The organism is Blautia acetica (genome assembly GCF_038739805.1).
In the GTDB taxonomy this organism is placed as follows: domain Bacteria; phylum Bacillota; class Clostridia; order Lachnospirales; family Lachnospiraceae; genus Blautia.
Genome location: NZ_JBBEWO010000009.1, coordinates 1 through 19,223 on the forward strand (window position 1 = coordinate 1; position 19,223 = coordinate 19,223).

Below are 19,223 nucleotides of genomic sequence, written 5' to 3' on the forward strand. Positions count from 1 at the left end.
TGGGGGCAGCTGTAAATGTGGTGCAGTTAGCAGACTTCAGTGCGCCTTCCGGGCGCAAGCAGGTAATATCCCCTTATAGGGGGAGAACATGCCACCCGCTAAGCGGGTGGTCATGACTGAAAAAATCCCTTGACAAATCTTACTTAATAACATATAATTCCTACTAAGTTAATAGGAATATAAAACATGAAATCACAATATAAGGAGGAATCAGTTATGGCAAAGAAGATTTATAAAGGTGTACAGGAATTAATCGGCGGAACTCCGCTTCTGGAAGTGACCAACATTGAAAAGGAAGAGGGATTAAAAGCAACCGTTCTGGTGAAGCTGGAATACCTGAATCCTGCAGGAAGCGTAAAGGACAGAATTGCAAAAAATATGATAGAAGATGCGGAAGCCAAAGGGCTTTTGAAGCCGGGGGCAACCATTATTGAACCGACTTCCGGAAACACGGGGATTGGTCTGGCCTCTCTTGCAGCATCCAAAGGCTATAAGCTGATTCTTACCATGCCGGAAACCATGAGTGTGGAGAGAAGAAATATTCTCAAAGCATACGGAGCAGAGATTGTACTGACAGAAGGAACCAAAGGCATGACAGGCGCTATTGCCAAAGCAAAGGAATTAAATCAGGAAATTCAGGGCAGCTTCCTCACAGGGCAGTTTGATAATCCGGCAAATCCGGCAGCGCACATTGCCACTACAGGACCGGAAATCTGGAATGACACAGAGGGAGAAGTGGATATTTTCGTAGCAGGTGTGGGAACCGGCGGAACCGTAACAGGTGTAGGTGAATATCTGAAAGAAAAGAAACCGGAAGTGAAGATCGTGGCTGTAGAGCCGTCTGATTCACCGGTGCTTTCCAAAGGAACCCCAGGTCCTCACAAAATTCAGGGAATCGGTGCGGGATTCGTACCTCAGGTATTAAATACAAAGATTTACGATGAAGTGATAACCGCCACTGCGGAAGATTCTTTTGCAGCAGCAAAATTCTTTGCACACAAGGAAGGAATTCTGGTAGGTATTTCCTCCGGAGCTGCTCTGCACACAGCTATTGAGCTGGCAAAGCGTCCGGAAAATGAAGGAAAAACCATTGTGGCACTTCTGCCGGACAGCGGAGACAGATATTACTCCACCCCGCTGTTTGAATCTTAAATCTTATTTAGATAGAGAATAAAAGTGCGTCATAAGTAGGATAAGGCAGGTTTTCATCCGGGATTTTGGCTTCCACGGCGTCTGCGGTCTGACGGAGTTTGTCCATGGACACCAGGAGCGTGCTGCGGCAGTAGTCCGCGGCCTTCTGCATGGAAGCAAAACCGGAGACAGTCTGAATTTCCTTATCCAGAGCTTTCACACCGGAGGAAATGCTTTCATAAGCAGAAGTCAGTTTGCCAACCAGTGCGGCGGCTTCTGCAGTGGAAGCTTCCGGTATAAAGTTTTTCACAGCCATAGCCTTGTCTGCCTCCTGGGCTGCATAGTCGGAAAGGGCAGGCAGGAAATCTTTGGTCAGCATTTCTTTTAAAGTTTTCGCTTCGATTTCTACTGTTTTCACATAGTTTTCCAACAGAATTTCATATCTGGAGAAAATTTCTTCCCGGGTAAAGATTTTGTGTTCTGTAAAGAGCCGGATATTTTTTTCTTCAATAAAGGCAGGGAGGCAGTCCGGTGTGGAAACCAGATTGTAAAGTCCCCGTTTTTTCGCTTCTTCCACCCATTCTTCGGTATAGCCGTTTCCGTTGAAAATAACTTTTTTGTGCTTTTTGATGGCGCGTTTAATCAGTTCATGTACGGCATGCTCCATATCTTCCGGAGCCGTGCCTTTTAATTCTTCATAAAACTGAGCCAGGGCTTCTGCCACAGCAGTGTTCAGTACAATATTCGGCGTGGATACAGAGGCAGAGGAACCCAGCATGCGGAACTCAAATTTGTTGCCTGTAAATGCAAAAGGTGAGGTACGGTTCCGGTCTGTGGTATCCTTGAAAAAGTGAGGCAGTACATGAGCGCCTGTTTCCAGAGCCACTCTCTGCTGTTTACCGAAATAAGTATCTTCTTCAATGGATTTTAAGACAGCGGTCAGTTCATCTCCAAGAAAGATGGATACAATGGCAGGCGGCGCTTCGTTGCCGCCCAGGCGGTGGTCGTTTCCGGCGCTGGCGGCAGATACACGCATCATATCTGCATACTCGTCTACGGCTTTGATTACGGCCATGAGGAACACAAGGAACTGGATGTTCTGCGCAGGAGTTTTGCCCGGCTCTAAAAGATTGTCTCCCTGGTTGGTAGTCAGGGACCAGTTGTTGTGCTTGCCGCTGCCGTTAATGCCTTCAAAGGGCTTTTCGTGGAGCAGACATACCATATTGTGTCTGTCCGCTGTATTTTTCATGACTTCCATGGTAAGCTGATTGTAGTCCACAGCTACGTTGGCTGTGGAGAAGATGGGCGCCAGTTCGTGCTGGGCCGGAGCAACTTCGTTGTGCTTGGTTTTGGCCGGAATGCCCAGCTTCCACAGTTCTTCGTCTAAATCATGCATATAAGCGGCAACTCTGGGCTTTAAGGAACCGAAGTAATGGTCTTCCAGTTCCTGTCCCCGGGGAGCCGGTGCGCCTATCAGGGTTCTGCCGCAGAACTGCAGATCACGTCTTTGGCGGTACAAATCCTTATCTACCAGAAAGTATTCCTGTTCCGGTCCGATGGTGGTGGAAACACTGGTGACATCGGTGTTTCCCAGTGTGTGAAGAATCTTCACCGCTTCCCGGCTGAGTGCTTCCATAGAGCGCAGAAGAGGTGTTTTCTTATCCAGGGCTTCTCCGCCGTAGGAACAGAAAGCTGTGGGGATGTATAGAGTTCCATCCTTAATAAATGCAGGAGAGGTAGGGTCCCATGCGGTATAGCCTCTGGCTTCAAAGGTGGCGCGAAGTCCGCCGGAAGGAAAGCTGGAGGCATCCGGTTCTCCTTTTACCAGTTCCTTGCCGGAAAAGTCCATAATGACTTCCCCGTCTCCGGAAGGGGTGATAAAGCTGTCATGTTTTTCGGCTGTGAATCCGGTCATGGGTTGAAACCAGTGCGTGTAATGGGTAGCGCCCTGTTCCACAGCCCATTCCTTCATGGCAACCGCTACGGCATTTGCCACGTCCAGCTCCAGATGGGTTCCGTTTTCAATGGTTTTTCTCAGCGCCTTGTAAACATCCTTGGGAAGTTTGTTCCTCATAACCTTGTCATTAAATACCAGGCTTCCGTATAAAGCGGGAATATCTTTCTTCATAGTGGTGTCTCCTTTCATTTTGCATAAAACAGAAAAAGACGCCTTGGAAGTTATCCAAAGCGCCTTTGCTTTATGTTCTGTAGTATACTCAAAAAAATCGGCTTGTCAATACATTTTTTGAAAAAAATGGAAAGAGCCTGTATAGATGACGGCAGCAGGGTCATACTGAAAAGAGAGTGGGAAATACATCAAAAAGGCAGGTTCTGCATAGGTTAAAATAATAACAGAACGTCTGCAAAAAGGCTCTGGAAAAGGAGATTTGGATTATGGAAGAAATAAAAATCCGCCTGACGACGGCTGAAGAAGTGAGAGAATTTGTAAGGGCTGCCAGAAAATGTGAGTTTGACGTGGATATTTCTTATGGAAGGGCTGTGGTGGACGGAAAATCCATTATGGGAATTTTTGCCCTGGGACTGGAACATTTGCTGACTGTAAACTGCCACGGGGAGAACCCGGAATTTCGACAGAGCATAGGGAAATTTGCGCAGGAAGCATAAGGAGAGCAAAATTTGGTTATATTTTTTAAAATTCGGGGATTTACAAATCGGGAAAAATCGTTTATAGTAGACAGCAAGTGAAAAATGAGTATGACAAAGGCGTCAGAATTTCTTTTAATACGGGGATTCTGACGCTTTTTTATTTTTTCAGCAAAGAAATAAGAAAGGAGAACGGAGGAAAACACCATGGTAAAGTATGTATTTGTAACAGGAGGCGTTGTTTCAGGGCTTGGAAAAGGCATTACAGCGGCCTCTCTGGGGAGACTGTTGAAAGCGAGAGGGTATCAGGTCACTATGCAGAAATTTGACCCTTACATTAATATAGACCCGGGTACCATGAACCCCATACAGCACGGGGAAGTGTTTGTGACAGATGACGGGACGGAAACGGACTTGGACCTGGGACATTACGAACGGTTTATTGATGAAAGTCTGGATAAAAATTCCAATGTAACGACAGGGAAGATTTACTGGTCCGTTCTCCAGAAGGAACGGCACGGAGATTACGGCGGAAGAACCGTTCAGGTGATTCCTCATATTACCAATGAGATTAAAAGCCGGTTTTACAGAGGGAAACTGCCCGAAGAAAACCGTATCGCCATTATCGAGGTAGGAGGTACGGCCGGGGATATAGAAAGCCAGCCGTTTTTGGAAGCCATCCGTCAGTTTCAGCATGATGTGGGAAAGGAAAATGCAGTACTCATTCATGTGACGCTGATTCCGTATCTGAAAGCGTCGGGGGAACTGAAGACCAAGCCTACCCAGGCAAGCGTAAAGGAGCTTCAGGGTATGGGGCTGCAGCCGGACATTCTGGTGTGCCGTTCTGAATACCCTCTGTCTGAGGAACTAAAGGACAAGATTGCTCTGTTCTGCAACGTACCCTCCCATCATGTACTGCAGAATCTGGATGTGGAATATCTCTATGAAGCGCCTTTGGCCATGGAGAAAGAACATCTGGCCCAGGCCGTTTGTGAGTGTCTGAAGCTGCCCTGTGAAAAACCGGATTTGGAGGAATGGAAAGCCATGGTGGAGGCTTTGAAGCACCCGGTCTCAGAAACGGAGATTGCCATTGTAGGAAAATACATTCAGCTTCATGATGCGTATTTAAGTGTGGTAGAAGCTTTAAAGCACGGCGGCATTGCCGGCCATGTAAGCGTGAAGCTGCGCTGGGTGGATTCCGAGGATATTGAAAAGCAGGGCTGTAAAGGGCTTCTTTCAGGAGTACATGGAATTCTCATACCGGGAGGTTTTGGCACCAGAGGTACGGAAGGGAAAATTCAGGCCGTGCAGTTTGCCAGAGAGAACAAAATCCCATTCCTTGGTATCTGTCTGGGCATGCAGATGGCTATCGTGGAATTTGCCAGAGATGTGCTGGGGTATCGGGATGCCAACAGTGCGGAACTGAACCCGGACACCATGTATCCGGTGATAGATCTGATGCCGGAGCAAAACGGTGTGGAAAATCTGGGAGGAACCCTGCGGCTTGGAGCTTACCCCTGTGTGCTGAAAGAGGGCACAAAGGCGCGGCAGCTTTACGGGAAAGAAGAGATTTCCGAGCGGCACAGACACCGCTATGAGGTCAACAACGATTACCGTCTCCGTCTGGAGGAAGCAGGACTGGTGCTGTCCGGCCTGTCTCCTGACGGAAGAATTGTAGAAATGATAGAAATTGAAACACATCCCTTTTTTGTGGGAACGCAGGGGCACCCGGAACTGAAATCCAGACCAAACCGTGCTCACCCGCTGTTTCGGGGATTTGTAAAGGCAGCAGACGAATATGGAAAGCAAGGAGGAAATTAATATGAGCCGAAATCAACAGGGCTTATACAGCCCCACATTTGAACACGATAACTGCGGTATCGGCGCTGTGGTAAACAGCAAAGGTATCAAAAGCCACCAGACCGTAGAACGGGCGCTGTGCATTGTGGAAAATCTGGAACACCGCGCCGGGAAAGACGCGGAGGGCAAGACCGGAGACGGTGTGGGAATCCTTCTGCAGATTTCCCATAAATTTTTTGCAAAGGTCTGTAAGAAGCTGAACATTGCCATTGGGGGAGAACGGGAATACGGAATTGCACAGCTGTTTTTCCCACAGGATGAGATAAAGCGCAGACAGGCAAAGAAAATGTTTGAAATCATTGCCGAAAAGGAAGGCCTGGAACTGCTGGGATACCGGGAAGTCCCTGTATATCCCCAGGTACTGGGACACAAAGCGAAAGAATGTATGCCCCATATTGTGCAGGCCTTTATCAAAAAGCCGGAAGGTGTGGAGAAAGGGCTTGATTTTGACCGGAAGCTGTACATTGCCAGAAGAGTTTTTGAGCAGAGCAATGACAATACTTATGTGGTTTCCATGTCCAGCCGGACCATTGTCTACAAGGGTATGTTTCTGGTAGGGCAGCTTAGAACTTTTTTTGCGGATTTGCAGGATAAAGATTATGAATCTGCCATTGCCATGGTACATTCCAGATTCAGCACCAATACCAATCCAAGCTGGGAGAGAGCACACCCCAACCGCTTTATGGTACATAACGGGGAAATCAATACTATACGGGGCAACGCGGACAAAATGCAGGCCAGAGAGGAAAATATGGCGTCTGCTCATCTCAAAGGGCAGCTGCACAAGGTTCTCCCTGTGGTAGACCGCAGAGGTTCTGACTCCGCCATGCTGGACAACACCCTGGAATTTCTGGTTATGAGCGGTATGGAGCTGCCTCTGGCTGTGATGATTACCATTCCGGAGCCCTGGGCCAATAATAAAACGCTGTCACAGGAAAAACGTGACTTCTACCAGTATTATGCTACGATGATGGAGCCCTGGGACGGCCCGGCCTCTATTGTATTTTCCGACGGAGATGTGATGGGAGCCGTATTGGACAGAAACGGTCTGCGTCCTTCCCGGTATTATGTGATGAAAAACGGCGACGTGATACTGGCATCGGAAGTAGGTGTGCTGAAGGTTCCGGAAGAGGACATTGTGCAGAAAGAACGTCTGCATCCGGGAAAAATGCTTCTGATTGATACGGTGAAGGGCAGAATCCTGTCTGACAACGAGGTAAAGGAACGTTATGCCAAGGCGCAGCCTTACGGAGAATGGTTGGACAGCAATCTGGTGGAATTAAAGGATTTAAAGATTCCCAATATCCGTGTGGAAGAGTATACGCCAAAGCAGAGAAAACAGCTGCAGAAAGCCTTTGGCTATACATATGAGGAGTACCGCAATTCCATCTGCAGTATGGCGTTAAACGGGGCAGAGGGCATTGCTGCCATGGGTGTGGATACCCCGCTGGCTGTGCTTTCTGAGAAGAACCGGCCTTTGTTCGATTACTTTAAACAGCTTTTTGCACAGGTCACCAATCCGCCTATTGACGCTATCCGTGAGGAAATTGTCACCAGTACCACCGTGTATGTAGGCAAGGACGGAAATCTGCTGGAGCAGGTACCGGAAAACTGTCAGGTACTGAAAATCAATAACCCGATTCTCACAAACACCGATTTGCTGAAAATCAAAAATATGAAGCAGGAAGGCTTTAAGGTGGCAGTGGTTCCTACCACTTACTATAAATCCACCAAGCTTGCGAGGGCCATGGAGCGGCTGTTTGTAGAGGTGGATAAGGTTTACAGAGAGGGCGCCAACATTGTGATTCTTTCCGACAGGGGCGTGGATGAAAACCATGTGCCCATTCCGTCGCTTCTGGCGGTTTCCGCAGTACACCAGCATCTGGTGGATACGAAAAAGCAGACCTCTCTGGCGTTGATTCTGGAATCCGGAGAGCCAAGAGAAGTGCACCACTTTGCAGCCCTTCTGGGATACGGAGCCTGTGCAGTGAATCCGTATCTGGCCCTGGATACCATTCAGGAACTGATAGATGAAAAACTGCTGGACAAAGATTACTATGCAGCAGTCAGTGATTATAATTACGCCGTGATTCACGGCATTGTAAAAATTGCGTCCAAAATGGGAATTTCTACTATCCAGTCCTATCAGGGTTCTAAGATTTTTGAGGCTATCGGTATCTCAAAGGAAGTCATTGACAAATATTTTGCCGGTACGGTGAGCCGTGTAGGCGGCATTACGCTGGACGACATAGCCCGGAACGTGGATATGCTTCATTCTCAGGCCTTTGACCCGTTGGGCAGAAGCACAGATTTGACTCTGGACAGCATGGGCAGACACAAAATGCGCAAAGACGGAGAAGAGCACCGCTACAATCCGGCTACTATTCACATGCTGCAGAAAGCCACCCGTCTGGGGGATTACGGCATGTTTAAAGAATATACAAAGATGGTAGACGCAGAGCGAAGCGGAAACCTCCGCAGTCTTATGGACTTTAGGTTTGCAGAACATCCCCTTCCTCTGGAGGAAGTGGAAAGCGTGGATGACATTGTGAAACGCTTTAAAACAGGGGCTATGTCCTATGGCTCCATTTCGCAGGAAGCACACGAAACCCTGGCCCTGGCTATGAATATGCTTCACGGCAAATCCAACACCGGTGAGGGCGGAGAAAGCGAGGAACGTCTGGATTCCGCAGGAAGTGACAGGGACCGGTGTTCTGCCATTAAGCAGGTGGCCAGCGGACGTTTCGGCGTGACCAGCCGCTATCTGGTCAGCGCCCGGGAGATTCAGATTAAGATGGCTCAGGGCGCGAAGCCGGGAGAAGGCGGACACCTGCCAGCCAGAAAGGTGTACCCGTGGGTGGCCAGAACCAGACACTCCACACCGGGAGTCAGCCTGATTTCTCCTCCGCCGCATCACGATATTTATTCTATCGAAGACTTGGCACAGCTTATCTATGATTTGAAAAATGCCAACAAATATGCCCGGATTTCCGTAAAACTGGTTTCTGAGGCAGGCGTGGGAACCGTGGCGGCAGGCGTGGCCAAGGCGGGTGCGCAGGTGATTCTGATTTCCGGCTATGACGGCGGTACGGGAGCAGCACCGGAAAGTTCCATTCACAATGCAGGACTTCCCTGGGAACTGGGACTGGCAGAAACACACCAGACATTGCAGAAAAACGGTCTGCGAAACCGGGTAATGATAGAGACGGACGGAAAGTTGATGAGCGGACGGGACGTAGCCATTGCGGCGCTTCTGGGCGCGGAAGAATTCGGATTTGCCACAGCGCCTTTGGTAACCATGGGTTGTGTCATGATGAGAGTCTGCAACCTGGATACCTGTCCGGTGGGTGTGGCTACCCAGAATCCGGAGCTTCGTAAGAGGTTTAAGGGAAAACCGGAATATGTGGTAAACTTTATGCGTTTTCTTGCAGAGGAACTGCGGGAATATATGGCAAAACTGGGTATCCGCAGCCTGGATGAAATGGTGGGAAGAAGCGACCTCTTAAAGAAGAAGGAAGAAGCGGAGAATCCCATGGCAGCTAAGGTTGATTTAAGCGCGATTCTGGAAAACCCTTATTTGGAGGACAAAGACCAGGTGATTTTCCAGCCGGATAAGGCTTATGACTTCCAGCTTGAGAAGACTCTGGATGAAAAGGTACTGCTGAAAAAGCTGGGGACGGCTCTGAAAAAGGGAGAGAAAGCCTCTGTGTCCGTGGAAGTGAGCAACACGGACAGAACCTTTGGAACGATTTTCGGTGCGGAAATCACAAGACAGCATAAAAACGGACTGCCGGAAGACACGCTGACAGTGAACTGCAAAGGTTCCGGCGGGCAGAGCTTCGGCGCCTTTATTCCAAAGGGACTGACCCTGAATCTGGAAGGAGATACCAACGACTATTACGGAAAAGGTCTTTCCGGAGGCAAACTGGTGATTTATCCACCGAAAAACAGGCATTACTGTGCAAAAGACAATATGATTGTGGGTAACGTTGCACTTTACGGCGCCACAAGTGGAAAAGTCTTTATAAACGGTGTGGCAGGCGAGCGTTTTGCCGTGCGAAATTCCGGCGCTTACGCAGTGGTGGAAGGCGTAGGAGAGCATGGCTGCGAATATATGACTGGAGGCCGGGTCGTGATTCTGGGCTCCACAGGCAAGAACTTTGCGGCCGGTATGAGCGGCGGTATTGCTTATGTGCTGGATGAGGACAACACCCTGTACAAAAATCTGAATAAGCAGATGATTTCCATTGAAAAGCTGGAGAGCAAGATAGATGTACATGAATTAAAAAGCATGCTCAAAGAACATCAGACTCTGACCGGGTCGGAGAAAGCGCAGGAGGTACTGGAGCATTTCACAGAATACCTGCCTAAATTCAAGAAAATCATTCCATATGATTACAAGAAGATGACAGCCCTGAGCATGAAACTGGAAGAGCAGGGAATGTCTACAGAACAGGCGCAGATGGAAGCGTTTACGGAAGTATTTCAGAAATAGAAACAGGAAGATGTGATTTTTTAAACGGAGGCAGAACATGGGAAAACCCACGGGATTTTTAGAATTTGACAGAAAAGAAGCGGTGCACAAAGAGCCGCTGGAGAGAATCAGAGATTTTCAGGAATTTAAGAAACCGTTGTCCCTGAAAGAGCAGCAGAAACAGGGCGCCCGCTGTATGGAGTGCGGCGTGCCCTTCTGCCAGTCCGGCATGATGATTGCTGGTATGGCATCGGGATGTCCCCTGCACAATCTGGTGCCGGAGACCAATGACCTGGTATACCGGGGCAAATGGAAACAGGCGTACGACCGTCTGGCTAAGACACACAGTTTTCCGGAATTTACCAGCCGGGTATGCCCGGCTTTGTGTGAGGCGGCCTGCACCTGTAATATAAACGGAGAACCGGTGGCTACCAAGGAAAACGAAAGGGCAATTATAGAAAAGGCCTGGGAAGAGGGCTGGGTGACACCTCAGAAGATTCCGGTGCGCACCGGGAAAAAGGTGGCTGTCATTGGCAGCGGGCCTTCCGGACTGGCGGTAGCCCAGGAATTAAACCGCAGGGGACATGAGGTTACGGTATTTGAGCGGAGGGACCGGATAGGCGGCCTTCTGCGCTACGGTATTCCCAACATGAAGCTGGATAAATCTGTCATTGACAGAAGAGTGAAGTTGATGGAAGCGGAAGGTGTGGTATTCCAGACCGGTGTGGATGTGGGAAAAGACAGGAAGGCATCTCAAATCCGGAAGGAATTTGACAGGGTGGTACTGGCCTGCGGCGCGTCCAATCCCAGAGATATTTCCGTGCCGGGGAGAGAGGCAGGCAATATCTGCTTTGCCGTAGATTTTCTTACCTCTGTGACCAAAAGCCTTCTGGATTCCAACTTTGAGGATAAGCAGTATATTTCCCCAAAGGGAAAAGATGTGCTGGTTATCGGTGGCGGTGACACGGGAAATGACTGTGTGGGAACTGCTATTCGTCTGGGGGCAAAATCTGTAACCCAGCTGGAAATGATGCCCGAACCCCCAAAAGAAAGAACTTTGCAAAATCCATGGCCGGAGTGGCCCAGGGTGCTGAAAACAGATTACGGTCAGGAGGAAGCCATTGCCGTCTTTGGAAAAGACCCCCGCATTTATCAGACCACAGTGACAGAGTTTATCAAAGATGAAAAGGGCAATGTAAAGAAGGCGAAAATCGTGAAGCTGGCGCCTGAAAAGGATGAAAAAACCGGACGGATGAACATGGTTCCCGTAGAAGGAACCGAAGAAGAGCGTCCGGCACAGCTGGTACTGATTGCCGCAGGTTTTCTGGGCAGTCAGAAATATGTCACAGATGCCTTTGGAACAGACTTAAATCCCAGAACCAATGTGCTGACAAAGCCGGAGGAATACGAAACCAGTGTACCGGGGGTATTCGTGGCAGGCGATATGCACAGAGGCCAGTCTCTGGTGGTATGGGCCATTGCAGAGGGGCGAAAGGCAGCAGAGGCTGTGGACAGGTCTTTGATGGGCAGCAGTTTTTAAGACACAAGAGAACAAGACAAGGAGGATAAATTCATGCGACTCAATCCTAAGGAACAGGAAAAATTAATGCTGCATATGGCAGGTATGCTGGCAAAAGAGAGAAAAGACAGAGGACTGAAGTTGAATTATGTGGAGGCTGTGGCTTTCCTTAGTTCAGAACTTCTGGAACTGGCAAGAGACGGAAAAGACGTGGTGGAACTTATGCGTCTCGGAAGAGAACTTTTGACAAAAGAAGACGTTATGGATGGTGTGGCAGACATGGTACATGAGGTACAGGTAGAGGCAACTTTTCCGGACGGTACCAAGCTGGTAACGGTACACGACCCGATTCAATAAGGAGGAAATAAGGATGAAAATCGGAGAAATCATGGCTTTAGACAGAGAAATTACCTTAAACGAAGGGAAAAAGAGTCTTGTGCTTTCTGTGTCCAATGTAGGAGACAGACCGGTGCAGATAGGCTCCCATTTTCACTTCTTTGAAGTCAACAGATGTCTGAAATTTGACAGGGAAAAAGCATATGGATACCATCTGGACATTCCTTCCGGTACTTCGGTAAGATTTGAGCCCGGAGAGGAAAAGGAAGTGCAGCTTACGGAAATGGGCGGTACAAAGCGCATCTTCGGTTTTAACGATTTGACCTGTGCCCAGGTATCCGAAAATACGAAGAAGGCAGCACTTGAGACAGCAGCGAGAAAAGGTTTTTTAGAGTAAGGAGGCAGACAAATGAGCACAAAAATTTCCGGTGAAAAATATGCGGCAATGTACGGCCCGACTACAGGGGATAAAGTAAGACTTGCAGATACCAGTCTTGTCATTGAAGTGGAAAAAGATTATACCCATTACGGTGACGAAATCAAGTTCGGCGGCGGCAAAACCATTCGTGACGGCATGGGACAGTCTGTAAAAACAAAAAGCAGCGACGGAGATTTGGATTTGGTGATTACCAATGCCCTGATTGTAGACTATACAGGGATTGTAAAGGCGGATATCGGAATTAAAGACGGCAAAATCAAGGGTATCGGCAAGGCAGGAAATCCTGCAGTCATGGACGGGGTGACTCCGGGGATGATTGTAGGCGCATCCACAGAAGCGTTGGCAGGAGAAGGTCTGATTGTCACTGCAGGCGGCATTGACACACATATTCATTACATCTGCCCGCAGCAGATTGATTGTGCGCTGTATTCCGGTGTTACTACCATGATTGGCGGCGGCACAGGTCCGGCAGACGGAACCAATGCAACTACCTGTACACCAGGCCCCTGGAATATGGAAAAAATGCTTCAGGCCGCAGAGGAGTATTCCATGAATCTGGGCTTTCTGGGCAAGGGAAACTGCTCTGATGAAGGTCCTCTGGAGGAACAGGTAAAAGCGGGCGCCATGGGACTGAAAATTCACGAAGACTGGGGTGCCACTCCGGCTGTGATTGACCACTGCTTAAATGTGGCGGACGAATATGACGTACAGGTTGCCATTCACACGGACACCTTAAACGAAGGCGGCTGCGTGGAAGATACCTTAGACGCCATTGCGGGAAGAACCATCCATACATACCACACTGAGGGCGCAGGCGGCGGACATGCGCCGGATATTATCCGTGCGGCAGCCACAGAAAACGTACTGCCCTCCTCCACAAACCCCACTATGCCGTTTACGGTAAATACTCTGGACGAACACCTGGACATGCTGATGGTATGCCATCACCTGGATAAGAAAATCCCCGAAGACGTGGCTTTTGCAGATTCCAGAATCCGTCCGGAAACCATTGCGGCAGAAGACGTACTTCACGACATGGGCGTTTTCAGTATGATGAGCTCTGACTCCCAGGCTATGGGACGTATCGGTGAGGTCATTACCAGAACCTGGCAGACTGCCAGCAAGATGAAAGACGAAAGAGGCGCCCTTTTGGAAGACGAAGCCAATGGAAACGACAACTTCCGTGTAAAGAGATATATTTCCAAATATACCATTAATCCGGCTATTACCCACGGAATTTCCAACTATGTAGGTTCTGTGGAAGAGGGCAAATTTGCAGACCTGGTACTGTGGAATCCCGCTTTCTTTGGTGTGAAGCCGGAAATGATTTTAAAAGGCGGCATGATTGTGGCTTCCAAAATGGGTGACGCCAACGCTTCCATCCCGACTACACAGCCTGTTATCTACCGTCCGATGTTCGGAGCCCAGGGAAAGGCAAAATACAAAACCAGCATTACTTTTGTATCCAAAGCGGCAGCAGAAGGCGGCGTAAAGGAAAAATACGGACTGGAGAAAATGGTGCTTCCAGTAGAAAACTGCAGAAATATCGGCAAAAAGGATATGAAATTCAACGGCGCCACACCGGAAATCACGGTGGATCCGGAAACCTACGAGGTAAAGGCAGACGGCGTTTCGATTACTTCCAAACCGGCTAAGAGTCTTCCACTGACACAGCTTTACAGTTTATTCTAGAAGAGGAGAGGGAATATGTTAGGAGTTTGTCTGCTTTTTGTAGGAATTGTGCTAATTAACAACGGTATCTGCGGTCTTTGCCGCATAGACGGGAAAGCAGCGTCTGTGATGAATATTTTCACAGGCGGTCTCTCCCTGTTTATTAACTTCGTCAATCTGGCTCAGGGAAATTATTATGCGGCAGGTACCGGGCTTCTCTTTGGCTTTACCTACTTGTTTGTAGCTGCCAACAATCTGTTTCATCTGGACACCCGTCCGTTTGCCTGGTTTTCTTCTTTCGTGGCAGTCAATGCTGTGATTTTCGGAACCATGGAAGGCTTTTTGGGAATTCCTGCATGGAATATTTCCCCGGACTGGAGATGGGCAGCTATCTGGTATCTGTGGGCCATTCTCTGGGGAACGGCTTTTGTAGAGGATATTATGGGAAAGAAGCTGGGAAAATTTGTGCCCTGCCTGCAGGTGTTTGAAGGCGTGGTAACGGCCTGGATTCCGGGCGTAATGCTGTTATTAAACTGGTGGTAGGAGAGAGAAAACATGCTGTGTGAAAATATTTGGGGAAATCTAAAAGATATTGATACAACAGGAAAAAAGATAGATTATGTGGAATTTGAATGGGATGAAGCCTTTAAAAGAATTCACAAGAAGGTCAGCAGAGCGGGAAAAGAAGTGGGTATCCGTCTGGACGATTCTGTGCTGACGAAAGGAATCCGCACGGGAGATATTCTCTGGCAGGAGGGAGATGAACTTCTGGCGGCGGAAATTCTGCCCTGTAAAGTCATTGAGGTAAAGCTTACCAAAGGCCATGAAAAAATGGCCGCCAAGGTCTGCTACGAAATCGGAAACCGTCACGCCGTACTTCTGTGGGGAGAGGAGGAACAGACTTTCCTCACTCCCTACACACAGCCGGTATTGGAAATGCTGGAAAAAATCCACGGCGTAAAGGCAGAAGTAAAAGAACAGGCGCTGGATTTTGACAAAAGAATCTCCGCCTCCATCAATTCCCATACACATTAAAAACTGGAAAAGGGAGAGCGTATGGATAAAAAGAGTAAATTTCTGCTGCTGCAGGTGAATGACGCCCTGTTTCCCATAGGGGGATATTCCCATTCCTATGGACTGGAAACTTATATTCAGAAAGAACTTGTCACCAATGCAGCAGAGGCAGAATCCTATATCAGAAACAAACTGACACAGAATCTTCTGTACAATGAACTTTTCTTCTGCCGTCTGGCCTGGGAACGGGGGCAGGCACAGGATATGGAAGGCTTACAGGAGCTGGAAGAAGTGCTGGAGGCGGGAAAAGTGCCGTCAGAAATCCGGGAGGCGTCCAAAAAGATGGGCTCCCGGTTTGCAAAGACACTGAAAAACTGTGGAATTGTCTATGAGACACCGGTCTTTCTCCGCTATCTGGAGAAAAAAAAGAACGGCAGCGTACATCATGTCATAGCTTACGGAATTTTCTGCAGCAGCATTGGCATTTCCCTGGAAGACTGCCTGGAACATTTTCTCTATGCCCAAACGTCTGCCATGGTGACCAACTGTGTAAAAAGCATACCTTTAAGCCAGACCACGGGACAGCAGATTCTGGTGTCCTGTACAGAGGAAATGAGCCGCCTTTTGGAACAGGTGAAGGAACTTCCAACAGAACTTCTGGGGGCAGGCGCTCCCGGATTTGACATTCGGTGTATGCAGCATGAAGGGCTGTATTCCAGAATTTATATGTCATAATAACAGAGGAAAGGGGACAAAACATGTCTTATGTGAAAATAGGTGTTGCCGGGCCGGTGGGTTCCGGCAAAACGGCGTTAATTGAATGTCTGACAAGAAAAATGGCAGGACAGTACAGTATTGGAGTCATTACCAATGATATTTATACAAAAGAAGATGCGGAATTTCTCTGCAAAAACAGTGTGCTTCCAAGAGAGCGCATTATCGGTGTGGAAACCGGCGGCTGCCCCCACACGGCTATTCGGGAAGATGCTTCCATGAATCTGGAAGCAGTAGATGAGATGCTGGAGCGTTTTCCGGATATAGAGCTGTTGTTTATAGAAAGCGGCGGAGATAACCTGTCTGCTACCTTCAGTCCGGAACTGGTAGACGCTACTATTTTCGTCATTGATGTAGCAGAGGGGGACAAGATTCCGAGAAAAGGCGGTCCGGGCATTGTTCGTTCCGACCTGCTTGTGATTAACAAGACCGATTTAGCGCCCTATGTAGGGGCCAGTCTGGAAGTTATGGAACGGGATTCCAAAAAAATGCGGAAAGACAGACCCTTCCTCTTTACCAACATCCGGGGCGAAGAGGGCACGGATAAGGTTGTGGAATGGATACAGAAAAACGTACTTCTGGAAGGATGTTAAGTATGGAAAATCAATTCGGAAGAACTTCTCTTTGCACCCTGAGGGCAGGGGAAAAAGAGGGGAAAACCGTACTGGAACAGGTGTCGTTTACCGCGCCCTTTAAGATTATGAGCCCCTTTTACGAATCGGGAGACTTTATGCATGTCATGCTTTTGTCCGCTTCAGCAGGCATTATGGAAGGGGATACCCAGGAATTTGACATAGAGGTAAAGGAGGGCGGCAGACTGCGGTTTTCCGCCCAGGCTTATGAAAAAATCCACAAGATGAAGCAGGGCAGCGCCAGGAGAAATGCCCGTATTCGGGTAGCGCACGGCGGTATCATGGACTACGGTTCCCAGCCGGTGATTCCCTTTGCACAATCTGCCTTTCGCAGCACTTTGGAGGCGGAGCTTGAAGACGAAAGTTCCCTTTTCCTGTATCAGGAGGTGCTGTCCTGCGGGCGGGCTGCCAGAGGAGAAAAATTTGAATACCGTTTTTATCATAATCTGGTTCATGTAAGGCGACAGGGGAAACTGATTTACAGGGACAACTGTTTCTTTGAACCTGAAACCATGGACCTGCCAGGACTTGGCATGTATGAAGGCTTTTCCCATATGGGCAGTTTTTTGGTGTTCGGAACGGAAAATACGTCAGAGAAAGTGGAGAAAATCCGGGAACTTCTGGAGGAGGACGAAAAGACTCAGGGCGGTGTGACGCGGATTTCGGATATGGATTTGGCGGTCCGGATTCTGGGAAACGGTGCACAGCATATAGAAGACTTGTTTGCACAGATACGGAAAATCATTGACATTTAAAATGTGGACTGCTATAATACGACCCATAAAGGACAAGGGCGTTCTTATTCAGAGATTTGAATAAGTGCGCCCTTTTTGTAAAAGGAGCAAAAACTATGGAAAAGTATACCAGAGAAGATATTCTGCAGATGGCAGAAGAGGAGGATGTGGAATTTATCCGTCTCCAGTTCACCGATATGTTCGGAACCATGAAGAATATTGCGGTTCCGTTCAGTAAGCTGGAAAAGGCCATGGACAACCAGTGCGTCATAGACGCGTCTTCCATGGAGGGTTTTTATCGAAACGAAGAGGAGGACATGTATTTACATCCGGATTTGAATACGTTCTGTATTCTGCCCTGGCGTCCTCAGCAGGGGAAGGTGGCAAGATTTATCTGCGATATTTATAAGGCGGACGGCACGCCTTACAGAGAAAGTCCCAGATATATTCTGCAGGAAACCGTAAGGAAAGCAAAGGAAAAGGGATATACGTTTATGGTAAATCCCGAGTGTGAATTTTTCCTGTTTCACACGGATGATAACGGCATGCCCACCACAGTCACCCATGAGCAGGCGGGCTATATGGATTTGAGTCCTGTGGATCTGGGCGAAAATGCCAGAAGAGATATTGTGCTTACCCTGGAGGAAATGGGATATGATGTGGAATCTTCCCACCATGAGATTGCGCCCGGACAGCAGGAAATTGACTTTACCATGTCAGATGTTCAGGAAACCGCGGACAAGCTGATGACCTTTAAAGTAGCGGTGCGAACCATTTCCAAGCGCCACGGGCTTCACGCTACCTTTATGCCAAAGCCGAAAGAAGAGGTCAATGGTTCCGGTATGCACATCAACATGGTTTTGTATAAGGACGGGAAGAATATTTTTGAAGACGAAAACGACATTCTGGGACTCAGCCGTGAAGCCTATGCTTTTATTGCGGGAATTCTGGAGCACATCAAGGGCATGACGGCAATTTTCAATCCGCTGGTGAATTCTTACAAACGTCTGGTGCCGGGATTTGAGGCGCCTTCGGAGATTACCTGGTCTTCAGGACAGAGAACTGCCCTTATCAAGGTGCCGTCCAGACGGCAGAGAGAGAAAGAAATCGAGCTGAGGAGCCCGGATCCTTCCGCAAACCCATATCTGGTCTTTGCCCTTTGCCTGGCCGCAGGGATTGATGGGATTGAGCGGAATCTGGAGATACCGGAGGAACTGACAAAAAGTATTCGCAGCATGTCTGAGGAAGAGAAAAACAGTCAGGGAATTGACTCCCTGCCGGAAAATTTAAGCGACGCTTTATATGAACTGGAAAAAGATGTGTGGCTGAAAGAAATACTTGGAACTGCCTTTTTTGAGCATTATAAGAAAGCGAAGAAAAAGGAGTGGAAAAGCTACATGAAACAGGTTTCCGATTGGGAGCTGGAGCAGTATTTATACCAGATATAAGCAGAAGGAGAAAAGGCAGGGAGCAGTATATGAGCATCATCATTGTGGCATTACCAAAAATTGAAGATGCAAAGCGGATACGCAGAATCCTCACCGACCACGGATTTGAAAATATTGTATCCTGCAATACCGCTTCCGCAGCTTTGATTGAAGCAAACAGACATCAGAGGGGACTGGTTATCAGCAGCTACAAACTGCCGGATATGCATTATTCCCAGCTTGCACAGTGCATCCCGGATTATTTCGAAATGCTGCTGATAGGATCGGCCACTACGGTAAGTGCGGCAGGCAGCGGTATTATGGCCATTACCACGCCTGTGAAAATTTACGACCTGGTCAACACAGTGGAACTGATGGCAGGTCAGGCAGAGAAAAGATACAAGAAAGCAAAGAAGAAGCCGAAGAAACGGTCAGAGAGGGAAGAGAATTATATTAAAAATGCCAAACTGCTTTTGATGGAGCGAAATCATCTTTCCGAGGAGGAGGCTTTCCGTTATATTCAGAAATGCAGTATGGACAGCGGTACAAATATGGTGGAAACGGCCCAGATGGTATTGACACTGATTTATGACGAATGTTAAAGGAGA

The 19,223-nt window shown here is 48.3% G+C and carries 16 protein-coding genes; 15 read left to right on the forward strand and 1 reads right to left on the reverse strand.

Annotation, left to right across the window (positions count from 1 at the left end):
* The first annotated feature begins 216 nt into the window (after positions 1–216).
* Positions 217–1,152 (forward strand): cysteine synthase A, encoded by a 936-nt coding sequence (cysK, locus tag WBS51_RS07680; RefSeq protein ID WP_173749363.1) that lies wholly within the window; start codon positions 217–219, stop codon positions 1,150–1,152.
* Between the two features lie 7 nt (positions 1,153–1,159).
* Here cysK and WBS51_RS07685 read toward each other — a convergent pair whose 3' ends face one another.
* Positions 1,160–3,259, reverse strand: a complete 2,100-nt coding sequence (locus WBS51_RS07685) for a glutamine synthetase III family protein (RefSeq protein ID WP_291682295.1) — start codon at positions 3,257–3,259, stop codon at positions 1,160–1,162.
* Between the two features lie 266 nt (positions 3,260–3,525).
* Between WBS51_RS07685 and WBS51_RS07690 the strand changes: the two genes are divergently transcribed.
* The 14 genes from WBS51_RS07690 (at position 3,526) to WBS51_RS07755 (ending at position 19,217) form a co-directional block, all read left to right on the forward strand.
* Positions 3,526–3,756, forward strand: coding sequence for an HPr family phosphocarrier protein (locus WBS51_RS07690; RefSeq protein WP_173749361.1), 231 nt, complete (start codon positions 3,526–3,528; stop codon positions 3,754–3,756).
* Between the two features lie 186 nt (positions 3,757–3,942).
* Positions 3,943–5,556 (forward strand): CTP synthase, encoded by a 1,614-nt coding sequence (locus tag WBS51_RS07695; protein WP_294459898.1) that lies wholly within the window; start codon positions 3,943–3,945, stop codon positions 5,554–5,556.
* Position 5,557: 1 nt separating this feature from the next.
* The gene (gltB, locus tag WBS51_RS07700) at positions 5,558–10,090 is read left to right on the forward strand and encodes a glutamate synthase large subunit (RefSeq protein ID WP_173749359.1); all 4,533 of its coding nucleotides are present in this window, start codon (positions 5,558–5,560) and stop codon (positions 10,088–10,090) included.
* Positions 10,091–10,127: 37 nt separating this feature from the next.
* Positions 10,128–11,609, forward strand: coding sequence for a glutamate synthase subunit beta (locus WBS51_RS07705; protein ID WP_173749358.1), 1,482 nt, complete (start codon positions 10,128–10,130; stop codon positions 11,607–11,609).
* 33 nt (positions 11,610–11,642) lie between these two features.
* Positions 11,643–11,945, forward strand: a complete 303-nt coding sequence (ureA, locus tag WBS51_RS07710; RefSeq protein ID WP_173749357.1) for an urease subunit gamma — start codon at positions 11,643–11,645, stop codon at positions 11,943–11,945.
* A gap of 13 nt (positions 11,946–11,958) precedes the next feature.
* Positions 11,959–12,321 (forward strand): urease subunit beta, encoded by a 363-nt coding sequence (gene ureB, locus WBS51_RS07715; protein ID WP_173749356.1) that lies wholly within the window; start codon positions 11,959–11,961, stop codon positions 12,319–12,321.
* A gap of 12 nt (positions 12,322–12,333) precedes the next feature.
* Complete coding sequence (gene ureB, locus WBS51_RS07720; RefSeq protein ID WP_173749355.1) at positions 12,334–14,055, forward strand: urease subunit beta; 1,722 nt, start codon at positions 12,334–12,336, stop codon at positions 14,053–14,055.
* A 15-nt stretch (positions 14,056–14,070) separates the two neighbouring features.
* A complete protein-coding gene (locus tag WBS51_RS07725) occupies positions 14,071–14,577 on the forward strand; it encodes an AmiS/UreI family transporter (protein ID WP_173749354.1) in 507 nt (168 codons plus the stop codon).
* Positions 14,578–14,589: 12 nt separating this feature from the next.
* Positions 14,590–15,069: an urease accessory protein UreE gene (locus tag WBS51_RS07730; RefSeq protein ID WP_173749353.1), complete on the forward strand. Its 480-nt coding sequence runs from the start codon at positions 14,590–14,592 to the stop codon at positions 15,067–15,069.
* Positions 15,070–15,090: 21 nt separating this feature from the next.
* Positions 15,091–15,783: an urease accessory protein UreF gene (locus tag WBS51_RS07735; RefSeq protein WP_173749352.1), complete on the forward strand. Its 693-nt coding sequence runs from the start codon at positions 15,091–15,093 to the stop codon at positions 15,781–15,783.
* Between the two features lie 23 nt (positions 15,784–15,806).
* A complete protein-coding gene (ureG, locus tag WBS51_RS07740) occupies positions 15,807–16,415 on the forward strand; it encodes an urease accessory protein UreG (RefSeq protein ID WP_173749351.1) in 609 nt (202 codons plus the stop codon).
* A gap of 2 nt (positions 16,416–16,417) precedes the next feature.
* Positions 16,418–17,209: an urease accessory protein UreD gene (locus tag WBS51_RS07745; protein WP_173749350.1), complete on the forward strand. Its 792-nt coding sequence runs from the start codon at positions 16,418–16,420 to the stop codon at positions 17,207–17,209.
* Positions 17,210–17,304: 95 nt separating this feature from the next.
* Positions 17,305–18,636 (forward strand): type I glutamate--ammonia ligase, encoded by a 1,332-nt coding sequence (glnA, locus tag WBS51_RS07750; protein WP_173749349.1) that lies wholly within the window; start codon positions 17,305–17,307, stop codon positions 18,634–18,636.
* Between the two features lie 29 nt (positions 18,637–18,665).
* Complete coding sequence (locus WBS51_RS07755; protein ID WP_173749348.1) at positions 18,666–19,217, forward strand: ANTAR domain-containing response regulator; 552 nt, start codon at positions 18,666–18,668, stop codon at positions 19,215–19,217.
* Positions 19,218–19,223: the final 6 nt, after the last annotated feature.